The organism is Microbispora sp. H10670 (assembly GCF_014161385.1).
GTDB lineage: Bacteria > Actinomycetota > Actinomycetes > Streptosporangiales > Streptosporangiaceae > Microbispora > Microbispora triticiradicis.
In genome coordinates, this window is sequence record NZ_JABBWW010000004.1 from 120,189 (window position 1) to 142,103 (window position 21,915).

At 71.9% G+C, this 21,915-nt stretch carries 19 protein-coding genes and 1 pseudogene; 10 read left to right on the forward strand and 10 right to left on the reverse strand.

The window, feature by feature from the left end:
- Positions 1 to 11 precede the first annotated feature (11 nt).
- On the forward strand, positions 12 to 746 hold the full coding sequence (locus HHX33_RS07905) for a PIG-L deacetylase family protein (RefSeq protein WP_220498733.1): 735 nt from the start codon (positions 12 to 14) through the stop codon (positions 744 to 746).
- Here the strand turns inward: HHX33_RS07905 and HHX33_RS07910 are convergent.
- From HHX33_RS07910 to HHX33_RS07925, 4 genes are all read right to left on the reverse strand, one after another.
- Entirely contained in the window at positions 736 to 1,485 is a 750-nt protein-coding gene (locus tag HHX33_RS07910; protein ID WP_182874027.1) for a type II CAAX prenyl endopeptidase Rce1 family protein, read from the reverse strand. The two genes, HHX33_RS07905 and HHX33_RS07910, sit on opposite strands and share 11 nt — an antisense overlap.
- A 148-nt stretch (positions 1,486 to 1,633) precedes the next feature.
- Positions 1,634 to 2,323 (reverse strand): neutral zinc metallopeptidase, encoded by a 690-nt coding sequence (locus tag HHX33_RS07915; RefSeq protein WP_182874028.1) that lies wholly within the window; start codon positions 2,321 to 2,323, stop codon positions 1,634 to 1,636.
- 57 nt (positions 2,324 to 2,380) lie between these two features.
- Positions 2,381 to 3,841: a glutamate-cysteine ligase family protein gene (locus HHX33_RS07920; RefSeq protein WP_182874029.1), complete on the reverse strand. Its 1,461-nt coding sequence runs from the start codon at positions 3,839 to 3,841 to the stop codon at positions 2,381 to 2,383.
- A 57-nt stretch (positions 3,842 to 3,898) separates the two neighbouring features.
- Positions 3,899 to 4,537: a response regulator gene (locus HHX33_RS07925; protein ID WP_111698424.1), complete on the reverse strand. Its 639-nt coding sequence runs from the start codon at positions 4,535 to 4,537 to the stop codon at positions 3,899 to 3,901.
- A gap of 146 nt (positions 4,538 to 4,683) precedes the next feature.
- On the opposite strand from HHX33_RS07925, the pseudogene HHX33_RS07930 reads away from it, so the two are divergent.
- Positions 4,684 to 5,964 (forward strand): annotated as a pseudogene (locus HHX33_RS07930) (RNA-guided endonuclease InsQ/TnpB family protein).
- On the opposite strand, the gene HHX33_RS07935 reads toward HHX33_RS07930, so the two are convergent.
- Positions 5,936 to 7,111, reverse strand: coding sequence for a PspC domain-containing protein (locus HHX33_RS07935; protein ID WP_396784454.1), 1,176 nt, complete (start codon positions 7,109 to 7,111; stop codon positions 5,936 to 5,938). The pseudogene HHX33_RS07930 and the gene HHX33_RS07935 sit on opposite strands and share 29 nt — an antisense overlap.
- 143 nt (positions 7,112 to 7,254) lie before the next feature.
- Here HHX33_RS07935 and HHX33_RS07940 point away from each other — a divergent pair, with 143 nt between their 5' ends.
- From HHX33_RS07940 to HHX33_RS07960, 5 genes are all read left to right on the forward strand, one after another.
- Positions 7,255 to 9,144 (forward strand): PspC domain-containing protein, encoded by a 1,890-nt coding sequence (locus HHX33_RS07940; protein WP_182874032.1) that lies wholly within the window; start codon positions 7,255 to 7,257, stop codon positions 9,142 to 9,144.
- Positions 9,134 to 9,352, forward strand: a complete 219-nt coding sequence (locus tag HHX33_RS07945; RefSeq protein ID WP_111698430.1) for a hypothetical protein — start codon at positions 9,134 to 9,136, stop codon at positions 9,350 to 9,352. The genes HHX33_RS07940 and HHX33_RS07945 overlap by 11 nt, the downstream gene beginning before the upstream one ends.
- 124 nt (positions 9,353 to 9,476) lie before the next feature.
- On the forward strand, positions 9,477 to 10,019 hold the full coding sequence (locus HHX33_RS07950; protein ID WP_182874033.1) for a PadR family transcriptional regulator: 543 nt from the start codon (positions 9,477 to 9,479) through the stop codon (positions 10,017 to 10,019).
- Positions 10,020 to 10,078: 59 nt separating this feature from the next.
- On the forward strand, positions 10,079 to 10,798 hold the full coding sequence (locus tag HHX33_RS07955; protein WP_310741273.1) for an ABC transporter ATP-binding protein: 720 nt from the start codon (positions 10,079 to 10,081) through the stop codon (positions 10,796 to 10,798).
- Positions 10,795 to 13,428 carry an FtsX-like permease family protein gene (locus HHX33_RS07960; RefSeq protein WP_182874035.1) on the forward strand — a complete coding sequence of 878 codons (2,634 nt, stop codon included), beginning with the start codon at positions 10,795 to 10,797 and terminating at the stop codon, positions 13,426 to 13,428. Before HHX33_RS07955 ends, HHX33_RS07960 begins: the two co-directional genes overlap by 4 nt.
- Before the next feature lie 23 nt (positions 13,429 to 13,451).
- Here HHX33_RS07960 and HHX33_RS07965 read toward each other — a convergent pair whose 3' ends face one another.
- From HHX33_RS07965 to HHX33_RS07980, 4 genes are read right to left on the reverse strand one after another with little or no spacing between them, the layout of a single operon-like run.
- Positions 13,452 to 14,297, reverse strand: coding sequence for a sugar phosphate isomerase/epimerase family protein (locus tag HHX33_RS07965; RefSeq protein ID WP_182874036.1), 846 nt, complete (start codon positions 14,295 to 14,297; stop codon positions 13,452 to 13,454).
- A gap of 32 nt (positions 14,298 to 14,329) precedes the next feature.
- On the reverse strand, positions 14,330 to 15,163 hold the full coding sequence (locus tag HHX33_RS07970) for a carbohydrate ABC transporter permease (protein WP_310741264.1): 834 nt from the start codon (positions 15,161 to 15,163) through the stop codon (positions 14,330 to 14,332).
- The gene (locus HHX33_RS07975) at positions 15,160 to 16,038 is read right to left on the reverse strand and encodes a carbohydrate ABC transporter permease (RefSeq protein WP_182874038.1); all 879 of its coding nucleotides are present in this window, start codon (positions 16,036 to 16,038) and stop codon (positions 15,160 to 15,162) included. Before HHX33_RS07975 ends, HHX33_RS07970 begins: the two co-directional genes overlap by 4 nt.
- 25 nt (positions 16,039 to 16,063) lie before the next feature.
- Positions 16,064 to 17,389: an ABC transporter substrate-binding protein gene (locus HHX33_RS07980; protein WP_182874039.1), complete on the reverse strand. Its 1,326-nt coding sequence runs from the start codon at positions 17,387 to 17,389 to the stop codon at positions 16,064 to 16,066.
- A 366-nt stretch (positions 17,390 to 17,755) separates the two neighbouring features.
- On the opposite strand from HHX33_RS07980, the gene HHX33_RS07985 reads away from it, so the two are divergent.
- From HHX33_RS07985 to HHX33_RS07995, 3 genes are all read left to right on the forward strand, one after another.
- Positions 17,756 to 18,757 (forward strand): SIS domain-containing protein, encoded by a 1,002-nt coding sequence (locus tag HHX33_RS07985; protein WP_182874040.1) that lies wholly within the window; start codon positions 17,756 to 17,758, stop codon positions 18,755 to 18,757.
- A 73-nt stretch (positions 18,758 to 18,830) separates the two neighbouring features.
- Positions 18,831 to 19,730: a PfkB family carbohydrate kinase gene (locus HHX33_RS07990; protein WP_182874041.1), complete on the forward strand. Its 900-nt coding sequence runs from the start codon at positions 18,831 to 18,833 to the stop codon at positions 19,728 to 19,730.
- 11 nt (positions 19,731 to 19,741) lie between these two features.
- Positions 19,742 to 20,833 carry a LacI family DNA-binding transcriptional regulator gene (locus tag HHX33_RS07995; protein WP_182874042.1) on the forward strand — a complete coding sequence of 364 codons (1,092 nt, stop codon included), beginning with the start codon at positions 19,742 to 19,744 and terminating at the stop codon, positions 20,831 to 20,833.
- A 35-nt stretch (positions 20,834 to 20,868) separates the two neighbouring features.
- On the opposite strand, the gene HHX33_RS08000 is transcribed toward HHX33_RS07995, so the two are convergent.
- The gene (locus HHX33_RS08000) at positions 20,869 to 21,909 is read right to left on the reverse strand and encodes a sulfotransferase family protein (RefSeq protein WP_182874043.1); all 1,041 of its coding nucleotides are present in this window, start codon (positions 21,907 to 21,909) and stop codon (positions 20,869 to 20,871) included.
- Between the last annotated feature and the right edge of the window lie 6 nt (positions 21,910 to 21,915).

A 21,915-nucleotide genomic window follows, 5' to 3' on the forward strand; every position in this document is an offset into this window, starting at 1 on the left:
ATTGCCGGACCATGAGGAGGTTGCCCGTGCTGGACGAGGCGGAAATCCGCAAAGTGCTGGTCGTCGTCGCGCACCCCGACGACATCGACTTCGGCGGGGCGGGAACGGTCGCCAGGCTGACCGAGGCGGGGGCCGAGGTCGTGTACTGCCTGGTCACCGATGGCGACGCGGGCGGATTCGACCGTCTGGTGGACAACGGCGGCATGGCGGCGCTGCGCCGGGCCGAGCAGACCGCGGCGGCCAAGTGCGTGGGCGTCGGCGACCTGCGCTTCCTGGGATACCAGGACGGGATGGTCGAGCAGACGCTCGGCCTGCGCCGCGACATCACGCGGGTGATCCGCCAGGTCCGGCCGGACCTGGTCGTCACCTCGACCCCCGACCGCAACTACGAGCGGCTCGGGCCGAGCCACCCCGACCACCGGGCCGTCGGCGGCGCCACCCTCGACGCGGTCTATCCCGACGCCCGCAACCCGTACGCCTTCCCCGAACTGCTCACCGACGAGGGCCTGGAGGCCTGGACGGTGCGCGAGGTCTGGCTGAGCGGCGGGATGGCCGTGAACCACTACGTCGACGTGACCTCCACAGTGGACCGGAAGGTCGCCGCCCTGCGCGCCCACGAGAGCCAGACCGCGCACATCCCCGACCTGGACGGCATGATCAAGGGCTGGCTCTCCGCCAACGCCGCCGCCGCGGGCCTCCCCGAGGGCTCGTACGCCGAGGCGTTCCAGCGGGTCGTCACCGCCTGAGCGGGGCGGCCGGGCCGGCGCTGCGGTCGTCCAGGCGGCGGGCGGCCCGGGCGGCGGCGTAGCCGAGGGAGTTCGTCGCCACGTGCAGCAGCGCGGGGGCGAGCAGACCGGCGCGGTGGCGGAGCCCGTGGAACACCAGACCCGCCAGCGCGGTGGACGCCACCGTCCCCGCCACCAGCCGCCCCGCCTCCGCACCGCCCCGGCGGCCGTCGCCCAGAGCAAGGTCCTCCCCCGCCGCCAGGCGTCCGAGGGCGGGGTTGGCCCACGCCATGTCGAGCGCGGGCAGCACGTGCCACACCCCGAACAGCGCGGCCGAGGCGGCGACCGCCGTACGCGCGGGCAGGACCCGGCCGAGCAGGGCCGGGAGCACGCCGCGGAAACCGACCTCCTCCAGCAGCACGGTCCCGAAGGGCACCTGGACCAGGGCCTCCTCCAGCACCCGGCGACGCGACAGAGACAGTGCCCGCTGGTCGTGGAACAACGGCCGGGTCCGGGGCAGCGCCACCCCGGCCGCGTACCCCGCGGCGACGGCGGCGGCGAGCGCCCCGCCCGTCGCGGCGCCCGCCCGGGCGTCCCGGAAGCCCAGCTCATGCCGGGTCAGCCCGGCCCGCCGGGCGATCAGCAGGAGCGCGCCGGTCGCGGCGGCGGACGTCACCGGGGCCCAGCGCCGGGCGACGCGGTTGTTGAGCAGGTTCGCCGCGGCGAGCACGCCGAGACCCGTCGCGATCGTCCGCCTCACGCCGTCCTCCACCGCCTTCGCACGTGCCCCGACATCACATCACGCCGCATCGCCACTGTGACCCGCCACGCTCCGCCCGCCGCGCCGCATCGTGCTCCGCCTCGCCGTGGGCCGGCCGGCATGCCCGTACGACGGATCAGGGCGGGGATCAGCAGGCCCCCACGCCCTCGTTGTAGCCCTGGGCGAAGTACCCCTGCCGCTGCTGCGGCGTGCCGTGCGCGTCCGGCGCCCACCAGGCGTCGGTGGGGTCACCGGCCGCTTCGAGGTTGACGAGCAGTTCCTCCTCGTCGCCCTCCTCGGCCCGCAGTGCCCGCGCCTGGATGAGGCCGCCGAGCGTGGCGCCCGCGTAGCAGTCGGCCTGAAGCTCCCGCTGCACGTTGTAGCGGAAGTCGTCCACGAGCTGGGCCTGGACCGCGTGCCCCAGTTCATGCGGGATCACCACGTAGACCGCGCCGTCGCCCATCTGGTCGTACATCCCCTTCAGCCAGGCGGCGTCGTAGGCGACGAAGTGCCCGTCCGGGCAGTAGAAGGCGTTCTCCGGCACGGCCGGCTGCCCGCCGCAGTCGGGACCGTCGTTCCCCTCGTACGCGACGAAGCGGGTGATCGGGCGGTAGGTCTCCCCGCTCCGGCGGAAGCGGTCCGCCCAGAACCACTCGGTGAGGCACCGGGCGAGCTTCACGTCGCCGGGGAAGTCGTCGCCGGTGCCCTTGCACGGCGTGGCCCGGGACGTCGTGTCGCCCTGCTGCGCGCGGTCCGGCGGAGGCGACCCGGCGAGCGTGCCGCAGGACGCGACCAGGGTCACCAGGAGGAAGAACGCGGCGAACGCTCGACGGGTCATTCCACTACTGATACCCCAAATATCGGGAAAAATTTCGCTAAAACCCGCCGTTAGTGGTCACGCACTCCAGAGGTGAACGGGCTCGTTGGTGTGCATGTGCTCCAGGTACCGCAGGGTCATCCGGCGCAGCGCCTCGTGGTCCCCGCCGAGCGCCCGGGCCGTCCTGACCTGCCAGTCCGCCCCCGTACGGCCGGTCACGCAGCGCCGCTCGATGATGCCGAGCAGCCGGTCGCGCTGGACCGGGTCGACCTCCCACAGGTCCAGCCCGTGATAGGCGAGGGGCAGCAGCCTCCGCAGGATCAGCTCGGCGGCGGGCACCTCCCCCAGGCCCGGCCAGTACAGACGGGCGTCGAGGCCGTACCGCGCGGCGTTGCGGAGGTTGTCCTCGGCCGCGGCGAAGGACATGCGCGTCCACACGGGCCGTTCGGCCGACGGGAGCACCCGCATGAGCCCGTAGTAGAAGGCCGCGTTGGCGGCGATGTCCGCGACGGTCGGCCCGGCCGGTAACACCCGGTTCTCCACCCGCAGGTGCGGGACGCCGCCGGCCACGTCGTAGACGGGCCGGTTCCAGCGGTAGACGGTGCCGTTGTGCAGCCGGAGCTCGTGCAGCCCGGGCACTCCGCCGCCGTCCAGGACCCGCCTCGGGTCCTCCTCCTCGCACAGCGGCAGCAACGGGGGGAAGTAGCGGACGTTCTCCTCGAACAGATCGAAGACCGAGGTGATCCACCGCTCCCCGAACCACACCCGGGGCCGCACGCCCTGGGCCTTCAGCTCCTCGGGACGGGTGTCGGTGGCCTGCTCGAACAGGCTGATCCTGGTCTCCCGCCACAGCTCCTTGCCGAACAGGAAGGGCGAGTTGGCCGCGACCGCCACCTGCGGGCCCGCGATGACCTGGGCCGCGTTCCAGTGGTCGGCGAACTTCTCCGGGCTCACCTGCAGGTGGAGCTGGACGCTCGTGCACGCCGCCTCGGGGGTGATGCTGTCGGCGTAGGTGTCGAGCACGTCGACGCCCTCGATGTGGAGGCGCAGGTCCTCGCCGCGGGCGGCGAAGATCTGCTCGTTCAGCAGCTTGTAGCGCGGGTTGGCCGACAGCGTGCCCTCGCTGACGTCGGACTCGCGCAGGGTCGGCAGGATGCCGACCAGCATGAGCTGCCCGCCGACGCGGGCGGCCCGCTCCTGCCCGCGGTTGAGGCGGCGCCGTACGGACTCCTCCAGCAGCCGGCTGCCGTCGCCGGACAGCACCTGCGGCGGCACGTTGATCTCGACGTTGAACTGGCCCAGCTCGGTGGCCCAGTCGGGCTCGGCGATGGCGGCCAGGACCTCGGCGTTCTTCATGGCCGGCTCGCCCCGCGCGTCGACCAGGTTCAGTTCGATCTCCAAGCCCATCAGCGGCCGTTCGAACTCGAACCGCGACCCCCGCAGCATCTCCGCGAGGATCTCCAGCGACAGCTTGACCTTCTCCCGGTAGCGACGGCGGTCCTCCCGGGTGAAGGACACGGAGGGTACGTCACGGCCCATGCCCGAAGCGTCGCACGCCGAGGGGCGATCACACCAGACGGGCCGACACGGACGGGGTCAGACCAGGCGCCTGGCGGTGGCCCACCGCGACAGCTCGTGCCGGTTGGAGAGCTGCAGCTTGCGCAGCACGCTCGACACGTGGGTCTCGACGGTCTTCACCGAGATGAACAGCTCCTTGGCGATCTCCTTGTACGCGTAGCCGCGCGCGATCAGCCGCAGCACCTCACGCTCCCGCTGGGTGAGCGAGTCGAGCTCGGGATCGATGGGCGGCGCCTCGGTCGAGGCGAACGCGTCGAGCACGAACCCGGCCAGCCGCGGGGAGAACACCGCGTCGCCCTCCGACACCCGGACGATCGCGTCGGTCAGCTCGGCACCGCTGATCGTCTTGGTCACGTAGCCCCGGGCGCCGCCCCGGATGACCCCGATCACGTCCTCGGCGGCGTCCGACACCGACAGCGCGAGGAAGCGCACCTGCGATCCCGAGCCGAGCACGCGCCGGAGCACCTCCTGGCCGCCGCCGCCCGGCATGTGCACGTCCAGCAGCACCACGTCGGGCGCCAGCTCGGCGATCGCCGAGACCGCCGACTCGACGTCCTCGGCCTCGCCGATGACCTGGATCGACGGGCCCAGCTCGGCCCGTACGCCGGACCGGAACAGCCGGTGGTCGTCGACGATCAGCACGCGTACGGTCTTCATCAAAATCCTCCGAGGGAACCCCCGCCTCCAGGCGGGAGAGGAATCGGACTTGCTACGAAGCAGGGTAGAGGCAGGCGTTTCGCCGCCAGGCGAACCGCCGAAGGAACACATGCGCGAGCCTTAACCGATCGTGCATGATGTGGGGCATGGCGCGGATCGTGAAGCGGGCCTACAGGTACCGCTTCTACCCGACCCCCGAGCAGGCCTGCGAGCTTGCCCGGACCTTCGGGTGCGTACGCCTGGTCTACAACAAGGCCTTGGAGGAACGGACCCGCGCCTACACCGTGGAAGGCCGCCGTGTCTCCTACGTTGAGTCCTCGGCCTCGCTCACGGCATGGAAGCGCAGCGAGGAGCTGGCGTTTCTCAACGAGGTGTCGAGTGTGCCGTTGCAGCAGGCGCTGCGGCACCTGCAGGCGGCGTTCGCGAACTTCTTCGCGCGCCGGGCCAGGTATCCCACCTTCAAGTCGCGCAAGAGGTCCCGAGCGTCGGCGGAGTACACCCGCTCGGCGTTCCGCTGGCGGGATGGCCGGCTCACGTTGGCCAAGATGCACGACCCGCTGGAGATCGCATGGTCGCGTCCGCTTCCGGAGGGGACGGAGCCGTCCACGGTGACGGTCTGCCGGGATGCGGCCGGGCGGTGGTTCGTGTCCCTCCTGGTGGAGGAGACGATCCGCTCTCTCGACCCCAGCGAGAGCATGGTGGGTGTGGATGCGGGGATCACGAATCTGCTGGCCCTGTCCCGCCAGATCCCCGGGTTGACCGACAAGGACGGCAGGGTCGCCAATCCCCGGCATGAGCGGGACAGCCGCAGGCGCCTGGCCAAGGCCCAGCGCTCGCTGGGCCGCAAAGCCAAGGGCAGCGCGAACCGGGCCAAGGCCCGGCTCAAGGTTGCCCGCATCCACGCGCGGATCACCGACCGCCGCCGCGACTTCCTGCACAAGCTTTCGACTCGGCTCGTCCGCGAGAACCAAGTGGTCGTGATCGAGGACCTGACGGTGCGGAACATGGTGAAGAACCACGCCCTCGCCCGCTCGATCTCGGATGCGAGTTGGAGGGAACTGCGGTCCATGCTGGAGTACAAGGCCAACTGGTATGGGCGGGAGTTGCTGGTTGTAAACCGGTGGTTTCCCTCTTCCAAGTTGTGCTCGGCCTGCGGGGCACTGGCTGAGTCGATGCAGCTGCATGTCCGGACCTGGCAATGCTTCTGCGGGGCGGTCCACGACCGCGACGTCAACGCTGCCAGGAACATCCTCGCCGCCGGGCTGGCGGAGAGGTGAAACGCCTGTGGAGCTGGTGTAAGACCTCAACGAGAATCCTCTCGGACGAGGCGACCGGCGGTGAAGCAGGAAGCCCGACCGGCGACGGTCGGAATTCCCTCCCTTCGGGCAGGGAAGGATGTCAAGATTCCCTCTTCATGGTCAGCATGACCTCGGTTCCGTCGCCGGGCTCGGTCCTGACCCGGGCGCTTCCGCCGTTGCGCTCCATCCTGCCGATGATCGACTGGCGGATGCCCATCCGGTCACCGGGGACGTCGTCGAGCACGAAGCCCTTGCCCCGGTCCCGGACGAACACCGTCACCTCGTCGGGCTCGACCTCGGCGTAGACGGAGACGACCGGAGACCCACTGTATTTGCACGCGTTGACCATCGCCTGCCGGGCGGCGTGGAGCAGGGCCGCCATGTTCTCGGTCAGCTCGCAGTCGCCCACGCAGACGACCTCGATCTGCACGCCGTGGGCGTCCTCCTCCTCCGCCGCGACCCGGCGTACGGCGGCGGCGAGGGTCGCGTCGGCGTCCTGCTTGGGCTGGTAGAGCCAGTTGCGCAGCTCCCGCTCCTGCGAGCGGGCGAGCCTGGCCACCTCCCGCGCGTCGTGGGCGTTGCGCTGGATGAGGGTCAGCGTGTGCAGCACCGAGTCGTGGACGTGGGCGGCCACCTCGGCCCGCTCCTCCTGCCTGATGCGCTCGGTGCGCTCCCGCTGGAGCTCCTTGACGAGCGAGGCGAGCCAGGGCGCGGCGATCATGAGCATGCCGCCGACGACCACCGCGGTGAAGACCAGCCCGGTCTTCGCCTTGGCCAGCTCACCGCTCGCGGCGAGGAAGCCGATCGCGCCCACGACGACGAGGAGCGCGCCGATGCCCGTGCGGACCCAGGTCGTGCTGACCTGCTTGACCGCTCCGGACATCCAGCGCTGCCGGCGTCCCGGGTCGGCCTGCTGCCACAGGATCAGCGCGCCGATGCCGCCCACGGCGATCGGCCAGGTGCCGAACCCGCCGGTGGACGCGCCGGTCAGCCAGGCGAAGGCCCCGAGCGTCAGCCACAGCACGCCGTACGCCGCGAGCTGTCCCCACTCGCGGGCGGGCTCGCGGCCTTCCACCTCCTCCTTGGGGGTGAACATCCACAGCGCGGCGTACGCCACGAGGCCCAGCCCGTCGACGACGGTGAGCAGCACGAAGGCGAGGCGCAGCACGACGGGGTCGAGCCGCAGCTGGGCGGCGGCGCCCTGGGCGACGCCCGCGACCACCCGGCCCGACACGGGCCGGACCATCCGGGGGAACGCCACGGGGGCGTTAGGCATCTCAGACATCTCGGAAAGCATCGTCACACGTCAGGGAGCATGGGCGCATCAGGGCATGCCCTGATGCGGTCCCTGGGGACTCGGGGACGGCTCAGGGGTTCCCCCGATGGCAGGGCCGCGGCGGACCCGGCCAGGATGGGACCATGACCGAGGCGCCATCCGCTCCCGCTCCCGACCCCGCCGGCCAGCCAGAACCCGAGAGGGTGCTGAGCCGCCACCGCGACGGCCGCGTGATCACAGGCGTGTGCGCGGGCCTCGGCAGGTACACGAGCATGGACCCGGTGCTCTTCCGGGTCGGGTTCGCGGTGCTGGTCCTCGCCTCCGGCATCGGCGTCATGCTGTACGTCGCGGCGTTCCTGCTGATGCGCCGGCCGGACGGCGGCCCCGGCCACCTGGAGCAGTGGACCCGGCGGATGTTCGACGCCGAGACCGTGCTCGCGTTGCTGGCGGCGGTCTTCGCGTTCGGGCTGATCATCAACGTGGCCTCGGGCGGCATCAACCGCGGCACGATCGTCGTCGGCACGCTGCTGGCCATCGTGCTGATGGCCGCGCACGCCCGGGGCGTCGACCTGCTCACCATGGCCAGGTCGATGCCGGAACGGGCGACCGGCCGGCGCGGCATGACCCGGTCCACCCCCGGGTTCGCGCCGTTCGCCCCCTTCGCGCAGGAGCCGTACGCCCCGGCGCCGCAGCCGGCCGAGACGACGGCGATGCCCGGAGCGTACGGCCCGCAGACGGCCGGGCGGGGGCCCGAGCCGTCCGCGAGCGCGACCCCCGAGGATGCCGCTGAGAACGGCGCCCAGGACACCGCCGTCCGGCGGTTCGCGTCGGAGCCAACGCGGGAAACGGTGACGGAACAGGTGCGGGACACCACGTCAGAGCCCGTGTCAGAGCCCGTGTCAGAGCCCGGGGCGGAGCCCACGGGGGACACCGTGACGGAGCCCGTGCGCGACGTGGACGCCGAGCATGGCGCGGGTTCCGCGGCACGGGCCGACGGCGACCCGCCGACCCGGGCCTTCGAGACTCCGGCCGGCACGGCCCCGCCGTCCGGGCCGGGCGCCCCGGGGTCCGGCCCACTCGACTCCGGCACACACGGCTCCGGGCCACACGGCTTCGGCGTGGGCGGGGGCCCCGTACCGCCGCCTCGGGCCGCGGACGGCTACCGGCGGCTGTCGGACCTGGCCCGCGAGGCGCGGGCGAGCGCGCGGGGCGACCTCGGCTCACCCGGCCAGGCGCCGGGCCGGGCCGCCGGTCAGGGGTACGGAAGCGGCGGTTCGCAGGGGTACGGCGCGGGCGAGCCTTTCGCGCCCCACGGCCCGTACACGATGCGGGAGCCGTACCGGCCGCTCGCCACGCCCTACGCGGCGGGCCCGTACGGGCCGCCCGTGGCCCCGCCGCCGCGGCCCAGGAAGCCCAAGCGTCCCAGGTCGTTCGTCAGCGGCCTCACGATATGCCTCGCCCTGATCGTTGGAGGGATCATGGTCACCATGCAACGGACCGGCACCGGCTCGGTCGGCCTCCCGGTCGTCGGCGGGGCGGTGCTCGTCACGATCGGCGCGGGCCTGCTCGTCGCCGCCTGGTTCGGGCGAGGCGGCGGGCTGGTCGCCGCCGGCACGATCGTGGCCCTCGTGCTGGTGGGAAGCACGACGGTCAACGGCATTCCCCGCAAGGTCGGCAGCTACGTCTGGCATCCCGTCACCGCCGTGCGGTCGCCCAGCACCTACGAACTGGGCATCGGCGAGGGCAAGCTCGACCTGAGCGACGTCCCGCTGAAGTCGGGCGCCCGGCTGAGGTTCGACGCCTCGGTGTCGCTGGGCCAGCTCACGGTGATCGTCCCGCCCACCGCGCGGATCGAGGTGTACGGCTTCACGAAGCTGGGCGAGGTGCGGATCGACCACACGGTCGAGGACGGCACCAACGTGCGGTTCGACCGCGTCCTGGAGCCCGAGACGCCCGCCAAGGGCGACGCGGCCACGATCGAACTGCACGTGAAGGCGGGCGTCGGTGACGTGGAGGTGCGCCGTGCTGCCTGACCACCACACCGATCCTCGTGCCCAGCGCCCGCGCCGGGTGCACCGTACGAGCTGGATGTGCCTGCTCTCGGGTCTGCTGTTCATCGGCATGGGCATCCGCTACCTGACCGGGCCCGACCCCGACGCGGTCGTGATGGCTCCCCTGCTCGTCGGAGGGCTGGGGTTCGCGGCCTTCATCGCGATCCTCGCGAAGGCCATCCGCCGCTGACCCCCTCCCGCTGACCTCACCTCGTCGACCCCGGGCCGGACTTCCCGCCCGGGGTCGAGGTATTTCACCGCCGATTCGGGGATCCGCTCGCCAGAAGCATACTCAGTATGCATACTGAGTATTCATGTCCGTACGACACGGCCTGCTCGCCCTGCTGAGTCAGGGCCCGCGCTACGGCTACCAGCTCAAGACCGAGTTCGAGGCGTCCACCGCCGACACCTGCCCGCTCAACATCGGGCAGGTCTACACGACGCTGTCCCGCCTGGAGCGGGACGGCCTCGTGTCCCGCGCCGGGGAGGACGAACAGGGCCGCGTCCGATACGCCATCACCCCCGACGGCCACGGCGAACTCGACAGGTGGTTCGCCAAACCCGTCTCCCGGGCCGACCGGCCCCGCGACGAACTCGTCGTCAAGCTCGCCATGGCCGCCACCACCCCCGGCGTGGACGTGGCGGCGGTCGTCCAGGCGCAGCGGTCCTCGACGATGCGGACCCTGCAGGAGCTCACGCGCGCCAAGCGGGGCTTCGACGCGTCCGCCGAGACCGCGCAGCGCCTGGTCCTCGATTCGATGATCTTCCAGGCCGAGGCCGAGCAGCGCTGGCTCGACCACTGTGAAGCCGTCCTCGGCGACCCCTCCGACTCCAGCCCAGCCAAGGAGACCACGTGACCGAGCGTGAGCCGTCCGCGTCCCCAGCGGACCAGTTACCCCGCCCGGACGGCGAGCCGATCGTCCGCCTCGCGGGCGTCGTCCGCGTCCACGGCGAGGGGCCGAACGCCGTACCCGCCCTGCGGGGCGTCAGCCTCGACGTGCGGGCCGGTGAGCTGGTCGCCGTCATGGGGCCGTCCGGGTCCGGCAAGTCCACCCTGCTCAACCTGGCGGGCGGGCTCGACCGGCCGACCGAGGGGTCCGTCCTCCTCGAAGGCCGCGAGCTGCGGGATCTGCCGCCCAAGCGGCTCGCGGAACTGCGCCGCAGGAGTGCGGGCTACGTGTTCCAGGATCTCAACCTCATCCCGTCGCTGACGGTGGCCGAGAACGTGGCGCTGCCGCGTGAGCTGGACGGCGCGTCCACGGCGAAGGCCCGGCGTGCGGCCCTGCGGGTGCTGGACGAGGTGGGCCTCGCGGACCTGGCCGACCGGTATCCCGACGACCTGTCGGGCGGGCAGCGCCAGCGGGCCGCCATCGCCCGGGCTCTGGTCGGCGAGCGCCGCCTGCTCCTCGCGGACGAGCCCACCGGGGCCCTCGACACCCGGGCGGGCGACGAGATCATCCAGGTGCTCCGGCAGCGCGCCGACGCGGGGGCCGCCGTGCTGCTGGTCACCCACGAGCCGAGGTACGCCGCCTGGGCCGACCGCGTCGTCTTCCTCCGCGACGGCCGGATCACCGACTCCTCCGACTCCGGCGGGAGAGACGGGGCCGACGGCCGGGGCATGGTGAGCGCCCGATGAGGGGCCTGCGCGCCGCGCTGCGGATCTCGCGCCGCACCGCCTGGCGTTCCAAGGGGCGCAGCGCGCTGATCCTCGCGATGCTCGCGCTGCCCGTCGCCGTCATCACCTTCACGCTGACCACGTTCGCCACCCTGTACACCGCTCACCAAGGGCACTATCCCCTGGGCCGGGCCGACGCGCTGGTGCAGGGCGCCCGCGAGTTGAGCGGCCTCAGGCAGAGCGCGTGGGGAGACAACGTCTCGCTTCGGCCCGGCACGAAGGCGACGCCGTACACGCGGGCGGAGATCGCCGGGTTCCTGCCCGGTAGCCGTCTGATCCCGGTGTCACAGCGGTCCATCCGTTATCTCGCCCCGGGAGGGTACGAGCAGGGACTCGTCCGGCAGGTGGATCTGCGCGACCCACTGTCCCAGGGCACCTTCCGGCTCGTGCGGGGCAGGCTTCCCGCCACTCCCGGTGAGGCCGTCATCTCCGCCCAGCGGCTGGACGAGCAGGTCAGGCCCGGCGTGACGCTCCTCGCGACGGAGGAACGACGCCCACTCAGGATCGTCGGCGTCGCCCTGTTCGCCCAGGTGTGGCCGATGCCCGACGTCGTCGCCTTCCCCGGCAGCCTGCCCGATTCCGGCTTCAGCTCCGGCAACCCCATCAATATGACGTACAGCTGGCTCGTGGACGCGCCGCGTCCGCTGTCGTGGCCGGACGTCCGCCGGCTCAACGCGCGCGGTCTCCTGGTCGCGAGCCGGGCCGTCGCCGACAGCGCCTCGCGGGAGACGCGGTTCGACCTGAAGATCGACTCTTCCACACTGCCGGTGCTCCCGTGGACCGGGATCGCGCTGCTGCAGGTCGTCCTCGCGGCCGGGCCCGCCTTCGCCGTCGGCCGGCGGCGCCGGGCCCGCGAGTTCGCGCTCGTGGCCGCCCAGGGCGGCTCCCCCGCGCAACTGCGGCTGATCGCGCTGGCCGACGGCCTGCTCTTCGGCGTCGCCGGCACCGTGACCGGGGGTGCGATCGGCATCGCGGCGGTGCCGCTCGCCACGCCCGCACTCGAACTGTGGGCGAATGCGCTGGTGGACGCGTTCACCGTCCCCTGGATCTCGGTCGCGCTGGTCGCGGCGCTCGGGGTCGCCGCCGGGGTGCTGGCCGCCCTCGCCCCCGCCCTCGGCGCGGGCCGTACGGACGCCGCGGCGGTGCTGTCCGGCAGGCGCGAGCGGCGCCGCGACCGCGCGGGGCGGCCGTTGCTCGGAGCGGTGCTCGTCGTGGCGGGCCTCGCGGCGACGGCGGTGAGCACCCGGCAGAGCCTCCACTGGATCGCCGCCTCGGCGCTGCTCACCCAGCTCGGGCTGGTGGCCCTGGTGCCGGCCCTCGTCCGAGCCGTGGGCCGGGCCGCCGCCCGGCTCCCCCTGCCGCTCCGCTTCGCCGTCAGGGACGCCGTACGCAACAGGGGCCGTACGGTGCCCGCCGTCGCCGCGGTGATGACCACGGTCGTGGTGCTCACCGCGACTGGCGTGGCCTGGCGGGCCTCGGCCGTCAGCCCTCTGCCGTTCCTGCGTGACCTGCCGCAGGGGCCGGCCGGATCACTCCAGGTCTCGGCGTCCGACCTCACTCCACAGCTGTGGGACCGGGTCCGGGCCGCCGTGGTGCGTGAACTGCCGGCGGGCGTGCCGCTGGTGGAAGGACGGGCTCTCGCGACGAAGACCGGCGTGCCGCTCGGCGTGACCCTGCCGGAGCCGGTCAAGTCGGAGAACCAGCAGGTCGTCTTCATGGAGGGCGGGAGCGGCGGGCTGCTGGCCGGAGACGAGAGCCTGCTGCGTTACGTGCTCGGCCGCGATGACCCGGAGGCGGTCGCGGCGCTCCGTGCGGGCAAGGCCGTCGTGCTCAATCCCGCCACCGTCCGCAAGGGCAGGATCAGAGCGGACGTGATCAGGCAGGACGCGCGGCCCCTGAACACTCCCGAGACGATCTCCCTGCCGGCCGTCGGGGTGCGGCCCACGGGGCAGGGCTGGGCGCGTGTGGTCGTCGCGCCCGAGGCGGCGGAGAAGGCGGGTTACGGCACCGTCACCACCCTCCTCGCGGTGAACCCCGCGGACCACCGGACGTCACCGGAGACGGCGGACCGGATCACCGCGGCCGTGGAGGCGATCACGCCGCACGCGATGGTCAGGCTGGAGACGCCGCGCGGTCCCGTGGACGACTCGGTGGCCCTGCTCGTGCTCGCCGTGGCGGCCACAGTGCTCGTGCTGGGGATGACCTTCGTCGCGACCGCGCTGGCCGCCGCCGAGGCGCGGCCCGACCTGGAGACGATGGCCGCGGTGGGGGCGGCTCCACGGACGAAGCGGGCCGTCGTCGCGGGTCAGGCCCTGGTGATCGCGCTGCTCGGCACGACCGTCGGAGTGCTCGCCGGTCTGCCGCCCGGCGCCGCCGCGACCCGGGCGCCGTCCGGGCTGTACCGGCCGCTGACGATGGTGCGGCCCGACGGGGTGCCCGTGGTCGTACACCCGCGGCCGCCGGCGCTCCTGCTCACGGTCCCGTGGTCACTCATCGCCCTGCTCGTCGTGGGGCTGCCCCTGCTGGCCGCGCTCGGCGGCGCCGTGTTCACCCGGTCGCGCCTGCCGCTCCCCCGGCGCAGGGTCACGTGACCTGACGACGGGGCGTCGCACCGCTACGCGCGTGGCGCGCCGGGGGTGAGCGCGTCGCGTACGGCGGCGAGGCAGCGTTCGACGACGGGGCGGGGGGCGAAGGCGTAGGTGCCGTCGCCGAACAGCTCGAACGTCATGTGGCCGTCGTACCCCCGGCGCGCGAACGCGGCGAGGTAGCCGGCGAGCGGCAGCTCACCGTCGCCCCACGCGAGGTGCCCCGCTGGGCGGCCGTCGATCAGGTGGACGTGGCGGACGCGGTCGCCGAGCGCGTCGAAGTAGTCGTCGACGCTCTCCCCCGCGACCGCCATGCTGACCGTGTCGAGCACGGCGCCCAGGTTCGGCGCGCCGACCTCGTCCAGCATGCGGGCGAGCGCGCGGGAGTCGTTCAGGAGGTTCGACTCCACCCGCTGCAGCGGTTCGAGCACGCACGTCACCCCGAAACCGGCGGCGTACGCGGCGATCTCGGCGAGCGCGTCGGCGGACCGGCGCAGGCCGATCTCCACCGGCTCGTCCTCGTGGCCCCGGCCGGGCGTCAGCAGCAGCAGTCCCGCGCCGAGTTCCGCGCACAGTTCGGCGGCGCGGCGGAACATCGCGATGCCGGCCGCGCGCAGCCGGGTGTCCGGCGAGGCGATGTTGACGGGGTACATCACCTGCTCGGGCGTGAGACAGCGCACCCGCAGGCCGCGTGACTCGACCCGGCGGCGTACGGCCCGGGCCTCGGCGTCGCTCACCCACGGCACGTGGAAGTGCGGGGCGACGCCCCACAGCTCCACCTCCTCGCGGCCGAGATCGGCGGCGTCGTCGAGGAACCGGTCGAACGGCAGGTGCTGGTAGGAGAAGTTCGATCCGGTGATCCGCGGGAAGGGCATCGGCGCTCCTGTCGCAGGGGAAGGTCGCGAGGTCATTTTCCGACTCCGTCGGCGAGGCCCTTGACGATGTACCGCTGGCCGACGAAGAACAGCAGCACCACCGGGACGGCGGCGATCGTCATGCCGGCGAAGACGACGGGGAACTCGGTGCCGTGCTTGCTCATCAGGCTCATCAGGCCGACGGGAAGGGTCTGCACGCCGGCGCCGCTGGTGAACACCATCGCGAAGAGGTACTCGTTCCAGGCGAACAGGATGTGCAGCAGGACCGTCGAGACGAGGATCGGCTTGCACATCGGGAGGGTGATGCGCCAGAACGCGGTCCACCGCCCGCAGCCGTCCATCTCGGCCGCCTCGTCCACCTCGCGCGGCAGGTCCAGCATGTACGCCCGGATGAGGAACGTGGTGAACGGCACCCGGAAGGCCGTGTAGAGGATGAGCAGCGCCCAGAAGCTGTTGTACAACCCCATCGACTGGAACATCTTGACCAGCGGGACCAGCGCCACGCTCGGGGCGAGCATCAGCCCGCCCAGGATCAGGCCGGTGACCGCCTTGCCGAACGGGATGTCCACCCGGGTCAGCCCGTACGCCGCCCACGCGCTGACGAAGACCGTGGCGACGGTCGACGTCACCGTGACCAGGATGCTGGTGGTGAGGTAGTCGCCGACCCCGCGGTTCCACGCCTTCTGGTAGCTGTCGAAGCTCCAGTGGGAGGGCAGCGCGAAGGGGTTGCCGAAGATCTCGCTGTTGGTCTTGAACCCGTTGACCAGCATCCACAGCAGCGGATAGACCACCACCACGGCGAGGCAGAGCAGGAACGCCCACAGCAGCAGGCGGGCGATCACCCCGAGGAAGCCGACCCGACTCACCACTCCACCCTTCTCCTGCGGGCGACCCACAGTTGTGCGACGGCGATGGCGAGCGTGACCACGAAGATGACCGTCGCGATCGCGGCCGCGTAGCCGAAGTCGTTGCGGACGAAGCCACTGCGGTACAGCCAGGTGCCCAGCACCTGGGTCGAGTTGTCCGGCCCGCCGCCGGTCATCACCATGACCTCGTTGAACACCTGGAACGCCCCCGAGATCGTGATCATGATCATCACGCCGGTCATCTCGCGTACCAGGGGAAGGGTCACGTGGAAGAACCGGCGGACGGGCCCGGTGCCGTCGATCGCCGCGGCCTGGTAGATCTCGCGCGGGATGCGCTGGATCGCGACCGCGAACAGCAGGGTCGAGTAGCCGAAGCCCTGCCACTGGCTCATCGCGACGATCGCCGGCATGGCCGTGCCCTCCTCGCCCAGCCACGCGTGCCGGAGCCCGTCGAGGCCGACCCCCTGCAGCAGGTGGTTGAGCAGCCCGAGGTTGGGCTCGTAGATGAAGTAGAAGAGCAGGCCGGCGACGGTGAGCGAGATCGCGCTGGGGATGAAGTAGACGGCCCGCAGGGCGCGCTGCCACCGCTCGCCGCGCACGCCCTCGATGAGCGCCGCGAGCACGAGCGAGCCGAACACCTGGAACGCGATCGACACCACCGCGTACAGCACGTTGTTGCCGAGCGACTTCCAGAAGACCGGGTCGTCCACGAGCTTGCCGTAGTTGGCGAGCCCGACGTACTTCTGGCTCCCGCTGAAGATGTCCCACTTGAGCGTGCTGAACCCGAAGTTCTCCACCAGCGGGAAGTACACGAACACCCCGACCAGCACGAGGGCGGGGACCGCCCACGCGAGCCCGGCGGCCCGTCTGCTCATGGCGCGCACCGGCCCGTCCTCCCGGCTACTTCGCCGACGCCGAGGCCTGGCGCACGCTGTCGAGCACCTGCTCGGGGGTCTTGCTCCCGGTGATCAGCGCCTCGCCGCCGGACAGCCACGCGTCGGCGACCTCGGGGACGGTGACCGTGTCGAGCCACGCGGCCAGCTTCGGCGACTTGTTGACGAGCTCGATGCCCTCGAAGACCGCCTTGCTGGAGGTCTCGGGCGTGACGGCTCCGACGACCGTGCTGGGCTGGCCGTACGGCGGCGACGAGAGCGTCTGCGCGTTCTTCGTGCTCGTGACGAACTTCATGAAGTCGATGGCGAGCGGGATGCGCGGCGAGGCGGCGTTGACGAGGTAGCCCTCGGGAGAGCCCTCGACGATCGAGGGGTCGCCGGCCGCCCCCTGCGGCGCCGGAAGCTGGAAGATCCCGAAGTCGTCGGTGGCGAGCTTGCCCTTGGCCGTCTCGTTGTCGAACTCCAGGATCTCCTGGTAGTACATCGCGGACTTGCCGTCGGCGAACGCCTCCTGGGCGGAGGTGTAGAGCACGCCGTTGGTGCCGCTCTTGGTGTCGGTGCAGGTGTCGACCAGGGTCTTGAACCGGCCGAGGGCCTTCGTGTAGCCGGGGTCGTCCAGCTTGGCCGTCGTGGGCTTGAGGTCCGCCTCGAAGGCGGCCGTCGGCACGTCGTACGCGAAGAGCTGCTGCAGGTAGTGCAGGGCGGGCCAGCCGTCCTTGTTGCCGAAGGAGATCGGCTCGTATCCGGCCTTCCGCAGCGCCGCGCAGCTTCCGACGAGTTCCTCGAACGTCTTCGGCACCTGGACCCCGGCCTTGGCGAACGCGGCCTTGTTGTAGCCCATGAACTTGCCGTTGCCGTAGAGCGGGATGCCGTAGTTCTTGCCGTCGTAGGCGAAGGCCGACAGCGCGCCGGGGCTGAAGGTCTTGCCCCAGTCCGTGCCGGGGCCGATCACGCCGGTGAGGTCGGCCGCCCGGCCGCCGCGGACGAAGTTCTCGGCCCAGTTGCCGGTCCACGTGAAGTAGACGTCGGGCAGGGCGTTCGAGGCCGTGAGCGTCTTGGTCTTGTCCTTGATGCTCTGGTCGGTCTCCTGGATGAGCTGGATCTTCACGCCGGGATGGAGCTTCTCGTACTCCGCGGCCAGGCCCTCGAAGTACGGCTCAAGGGGCTCTCCGGCGAACTTCGTGAGGATGCTCAGCGTGCCCGAGTACTCGGGGCTGGCGGCGGCGTCGGCCGCGGGAGCCTGGTCCGCCTGGCCGCCGCCGGTGCAGCCGGTCAGGACGAGCACCGACGTCCCGGCGAGCGCCGCGAACGCCGTCAGTGCACGAGGGCGCATGGGCTTCCTTTCTCTCGGGGGTCTTCTCGAGGTCCTGTCTGGATCTCTTCGGGAGAGGAGGGACCGCCGGTGCCTGGGCACCCGAGATCCGCCGGGACGCGCCGCCGGCACGACCCGTTCAATGACGGGTGACTGTACAGAGCATGTGATACCGGTACCAGACCTCAGCGGGAAGATTTTTTCTCCCGAGTGGCTACCGGTCTCTTTGATATCGATAAAACAGCAGATCACAGCATCAACAGCGATGAAAATCCACCCCGGTGTTGACTCCCGCCCAGTACGTGTGCCAGCGTCACCTTCTGCGTGAGACCGGTATCAGGCAGGATGGCGCCCCGGTCCGCGGGCAATCCCGAAAGGACGCGAAGCATGCTCGGATTCAACGAGCCGGAATTCCTCTCCCAGATGGCGAGCGCGGTGGCGTTGCGGCCCCAGATCGAGGAACTCGTCGATCGGCTCGTGGACGAGGGATTCGACAACCTCTACCTGGTCGGCGCCGGCGGCACCTACGCGCAGATGTGGCCGTACGAGCGGCTGGCGCGGCAGCGTTCCACCTTCGACGTGCGCGCGGTCATCGCCGCGGAGCTCATCGCGGCGGGCGAGGCGGCGCTCGGCGAGCGCTCGGTGGCGGTCTTCACCTCGGCCTCCGGCACGACCGACGACACCGTGCGGGCCATCGACTACTGCAAGGCCAGGGGCGTCCACACGGTTGGCATGACGGGCCACCCCGACTCGCCCGTCGCGCGGAACGTGGACACCGTGCTGCTCACCGAGCCGAAGGCGTGGCCGTTCGACCCGCAGATGCTGGTCTTCATGACCCGGCTGCTGTCCCGGCGGGGCGAGTTCGAGGGCTACGAGAAGCTCGCCGCCGAGCTCGACAGGCTCCCGCAGATCCTGCTGGAGGTGGCGAAGCAGGCCGAGCCGGTCGCCGAGAAGTTCGCCGACGACCACAAGGACACCGGCTACTACTTCCTCGTCGGCGGCGGCAACCTGTGGGCGTACACCTACCTGTACTCGATGTGCGTCCTGGAGGAGATGCAGTGGTTGCGCACCACGCGGGTGCACAGCGCCGAGTTCTTCCACGGCTCGCTCGAACTGCTCGAAGCGGACACCAGCGTCATCGTGTTCCAGGGCGAGGACGAGGCGCGGGGGCTCACCGAGCGCGCGGCGAACTTCGCCAGGCGCGTCTCCAAGGACGTCACGGTCTTCGACACCAAGGACTACCCGCTCGACGGGATCAGCCCCGAGTTCCGCGGCCTGCTCGGTCCGCTGGTCCACGACGTGGCGACGGGCCGCGTGAGCAAGCACCTGGAGAGGGTGCGCGACCACTCCCTCGAACTGCGCCGCTACTACCGCGTCATGGACTACTGACCGTCATTCCCCCGTCCCGGGCCTCCGCCGTGCGCCGTGCACGCGCGGGGGCCCGCCCCTCAGGAGCACGTCCATGAGAGTCCTCGGCTTCGGCGACAACGTCGTCGACCGGTTCGTCGACCGCGGCATCGAGTATCCCGGCGGCAACAGCGTGAACGTGGCCGTCTACGCCCATCGCCTCGGCCTCGACGCCGCCTACCTGGGCGTGTTCGGCGACGACGACTTCGGTGACTTCCTGCGCGCGTCGATCGCCGCCCAGGGCGTCGCGATCGACCGCTGCGTCGTACGGCCCGGGGAGAGCGGCGTCTCGACCCTGCGCGTGGACGACGGCGACCGGATCTTCGTCGGCTTCAACGGCGGCGGCGTCACGACCAGGGAGCCGATCGTCCTCGACGACGCCCTCCTGCGGTACGCCTCCTCCTTCGACCTGGTGCACTCCAGCGTGTACTCCGCCGCCGAGAGCGAACTGCCGAAGCTGGCCGGGCTGGACACGCTGGTGAGCTACGACCTGTCCAGCGAGGACGAGTTCCGCACCCCGGCGTACCTCGACCGGATCTGCCCGCACGCCGACCTGGTGCTGCTGTCGTGCTCGCACCTCGACGAGGCCGCCACCCGCGCCCTGCTCGCCGACGCCGTACGGCGGGGCGCGGGGCTCGCGCTCGCCACCCGGGGCGAGGAGGGGGCGATCGCGCACGACGGCCGGGTCACGCTCGCCGCCCCCGCGCAGCGGGTGGCCGAGCCCGGCCTCATGGTCGACACCATGGGCTGCGGCGACGCCTTCCTCGCCGGGTTCGTGGTCCACCTGCTGCGCGCCGGCTGGCGGACCGCGGCCGCGCCGGGACCGGACGCGATCGCGGGCGCCCTGCGCGCCGGCGCGCGCTCGGCCCACGACCAGTGCCTCGTCGAAGGCGCCTTCGGCCACGGGCGGCCCGCCGTCGCTAGCATGTGGTCATCTGGTGATGGCGAGAAGTGAGGACTCCGGCCATGCCGACTGACCGGGGCCAGGCCGCCGGCCGGCCGACGATCTCCGAGGTGGCCGCCGAGGCCGGCGTCGGACGGGCGACCGCCGCCCGCACGCTCGGCGGTTACGGGCACGTCAGCCCCGAGTTGCGGGGGCGCGTGCTCGCGGCGGCCGACAAGCTCGGCTACCGCGCCAACGCGCTCGCCCGCAGCATGTCGACGGGCGTGAGCCACACCATCGGGGTGATCGTCGCCGACATCGGCAACCCCTTCTTCGCCGGAGTGGTGCGCGGCATCTGCGACGCCTCACGGGCCGGGGGCTTCGACACCATCGTGCTGAGCACGTACGAGGACCTCGACGAGGAGGTCGCCGCCGTGAACGTGCTGATCGACAAGCGCGTCGACGGCATGATCATCGCGTCCGCCGCCGTCGGCGGCCGGGACGTCGGCCACATCAAGGAGGCCCTGAACCGCGGCGTTCCCGTCGTCCTGGTCGACCGGGCCGTCCCGTCGCTCGACCTCGACGCGGTCGTCATCGACAACCGCGACGCGGCGCGCGAGGCGGTCGAGCGGCTGATCGCGGCGGGGCACCGGCGGATCGGCTTCGTGTGGGGACCGCCCATGGAGCGGCCGCCCGCGACCCGCCGCGAACTGCTGGAGGCCGCGTCCCGCAACCTGTGGACCGACGGCGAGCGCCTGCGCGGCTACCTGGACGCGCTGGACGACGCGCGGATCCCCTTCGATCCCGGCCTGGTGATGGTCGGCCGCAAGGTGGAGGAGCGGGTCACCGAGGAGGTCGCCCGCATGCTCGCCCTGCCCGACCGCATCACCGCGCTGTTCTGCACGGAGACCGAGGCGGTCACCGGGGCCCTGCGCGCGCTGCGGGCCGCCGGCCTCGCCTACCCGCGCGACGTCGCCCTGATCGGGTTCGACGACAGCGCGTGGGCGGCGGTCATGGACCCCCCGCTCACGATGATCGAGCAGCCCGTGCACGACCTCGGCGCGAAGGCGGCCCAGGTGCTCCTCGACGGCATCCGGGGCGTCGAGCCGGTCCGGGAGACGCACACGCTGCGCTCACGCCTCGTCGAGCGCGCCTCCGTCGCCCCTCCCCCGTGAACCCGGCGCCGTGATCCCGCCGCCGCCTCAGGGGATCAGGCGCGGAGCAGTTCGGGGGTGCGCTGCTGGGGCAGCCCGGCGAGCCGCCGCTGGCCCTCGGTCAGCAGGGCGGCGATCGGCCCCGGCTCCCGCAGCCGGGTGAGCCGGTCGCGGTTGTACTTGCGCTGCCGCGCGGCGCGGCGCTTGCTCACCGCCGCCTTGTACGCGCCGACGTGGTCGCGGTCGGCCCTGCGCGCGCCGCTCAGCTCGTAGCCGTACGCGGTGAGCCGCTCCCCCAGCACCTCCTCGCACAGCGAGATCTCCCATGACTCCAGCCGGGCGGCCCACTTGCCGGAGTGGGCGGTGGTGACCTCCCCGTGCGTGTTGCTGTGCCACACCTTGTGCCTGGGAACGGCCAGCTCGGCCACGTGGCGGGGCTCGCACATCGCCGGGTCGTAGTCCTCGCCGAGGAACACGCACAGCTTCTTGAGCTCGGTCTCCGGGTCGGCGGTGAGGTCCTCGTAGCGCAGCTCGTAGAAGGTGCCGTCCGGCAGCTTGCGCGCGTTCCGCCGGCCGAAGTCGACGGCCTCGGCCCAGTTGGCCATCGCGTGCACGGCGTCCTCCTTGTACCAGGGCATCTGCTTCAGCGAGGCCACGCAGTCGCGGCCGTCCCGGACGAGGTGGACGAACTGCGCGTCGGGGAACATCCGCATGAGCATCTCGACGTGCCGGTAGTAGCTGGGCCGCTTGTCGCCCCAGCGCGGCTTGCCGAAGCGCTCGGCGTAGCACTTGAAGACCATGCCGATGACCGAGCCGAAGCTGCCCGGGCCGAGCATCGCCGCCTGGACGAAGTCGGGCCGGCTCAGCCCGAGCTCGTGGAACTTGGTGGTCCGGCCCTCGGCGATCCAGCCCGCCAGGCGGCGCCGGTTGTCGGCCAGCCGCATGTCGCCATACGCGCGGCGGGAGAAGTAGGCCGGGACGAGGAACCGCGTCTCCGGCGGCACGGCGACGCGCGGGTGCGAGTGCAGCATGAGCTGGAGCATGGTGGTGCCGGAGCGCGGGCAGCCGACGACGAAGACAGGCCTGTCCGAATGCATGAGATC

What these genes read in the sequence shown, in the direction of transcription:
- HHX33_RS07925 (WP_111698424.1), bottom strand. Translation starts at nt 4,537, where the DNA reads ATGAAGACCGTACGCGTGCTGATCGTCGACGACCACCGGCTGTTCCGG.
- HHX33_RS07920 (WP_182874029.1), bottom strand. Translation starts at nt 3,841, where the DNA reads ATGGGCCGTGACGTACCCTCCGTGTCCTTCACCCGGGAGGACCGCCGT.
- HHX33_RS07935 (WP_396784454.1), bottom strand. Translation starts at nt 7,111, where the DNA reads ATGCCTAACGCCCCCGTGGCGTTCCCCCGGATGGTCCGGCCCGTGTCG.
- HHX33_RS07990 (WP_182874041.1), top strand. Translation starts at nt 18,831, where the DNA reads ATGAGAGTCCTCGGCTTCGGCGACAACGTCGTCGACCGGTTCGTCGAC.
- HHX33_RS07905 (WP_220498733.1), top strand. Translation starts at nt 12, where the DNA reads ATGAGGAGGTTGCCCGTGCTGGACGAGGCGGAAATCCGCAAAGTGCTG.
- HHX33_RS07915 (WP_182874028.1), bottom strand. Translation starts at nt 2,323, where the DNA reads ATGACCCGTCGAGCGTTCGCCGCGTTCTTCCTCCTGGTGACCCTGGTC.
- HHX33_RS07980 (WP_182874039.1), bottom strand. Translation starts at nt 17,389, where the DNA reads ATGCGCCCTCGTGCACTGACGGCGTTCGCGGCGCTCGCCGGGACGTCG.
- HHX33_RS07940 (WP_182874032.1), top strand. Translation starts at nt 7,255, where the DNA reads ATGACCGAGGCGCCATCCGCTCCCGCTCCCGACCCCGCCGGCCAGCCA.
- HHX33_RS07985 (WP_182874040.1), top strand. Translation starts at nt 17,756, where the DNA reads ATGCTCGGATTCAACGAGCCGGAATTCCTCTCCCAGATGGCGAGCGCG.
- HHX33_RS07965 (WP_182874036.1), bottom strand. Translation starts at nt 14,297, where the DNA reads ATGCCCTTCCCGCGGATCACCGGATCGAACTTCTCCTACCAGCACCTG.
- HHX33_RS07995 (WP_182874042.1), top strand. Translation starts at nt 19,742, where the DNA reads ATGCCGACTGACCGGGGCCAGGCCGCCGGCCGGCCGACGATCTCCGAG.
- HHX33_RS07960 (WP_182874035.1), top strand. Translation starts at nt 10,795, where the DNA reads ATGAGGGGCCTGCGCGCCGCGCTGCGGATCTCGCGCCGCACCGCCTGG.
- HHX33_RS07975 (WP_182874038.1), bottom strand. Translation starts at nt 16,038, where the DNA reads ATGAGCAGACGGGCCGCCGGGCTCGCGTGGGCGGTCCCCGCCCTCGTG.
- HHX33_RS07950 (WP_182874033.1), top strand. Translation starts at nt 9,477, where the DNA reads ATGTCCGTACGACACGGCCTGCTCGCCCTGCTGAGTCAGGGCCCGCGC.
- HHX33_RS08000 (WP_182874043.1), bottom strand. Translation starts at nt 21,909, where the DNA reads ATGCATTCGGACAGGCCTGTCTTCGTCGTCGGCTGCCCGCGCTCCGGC.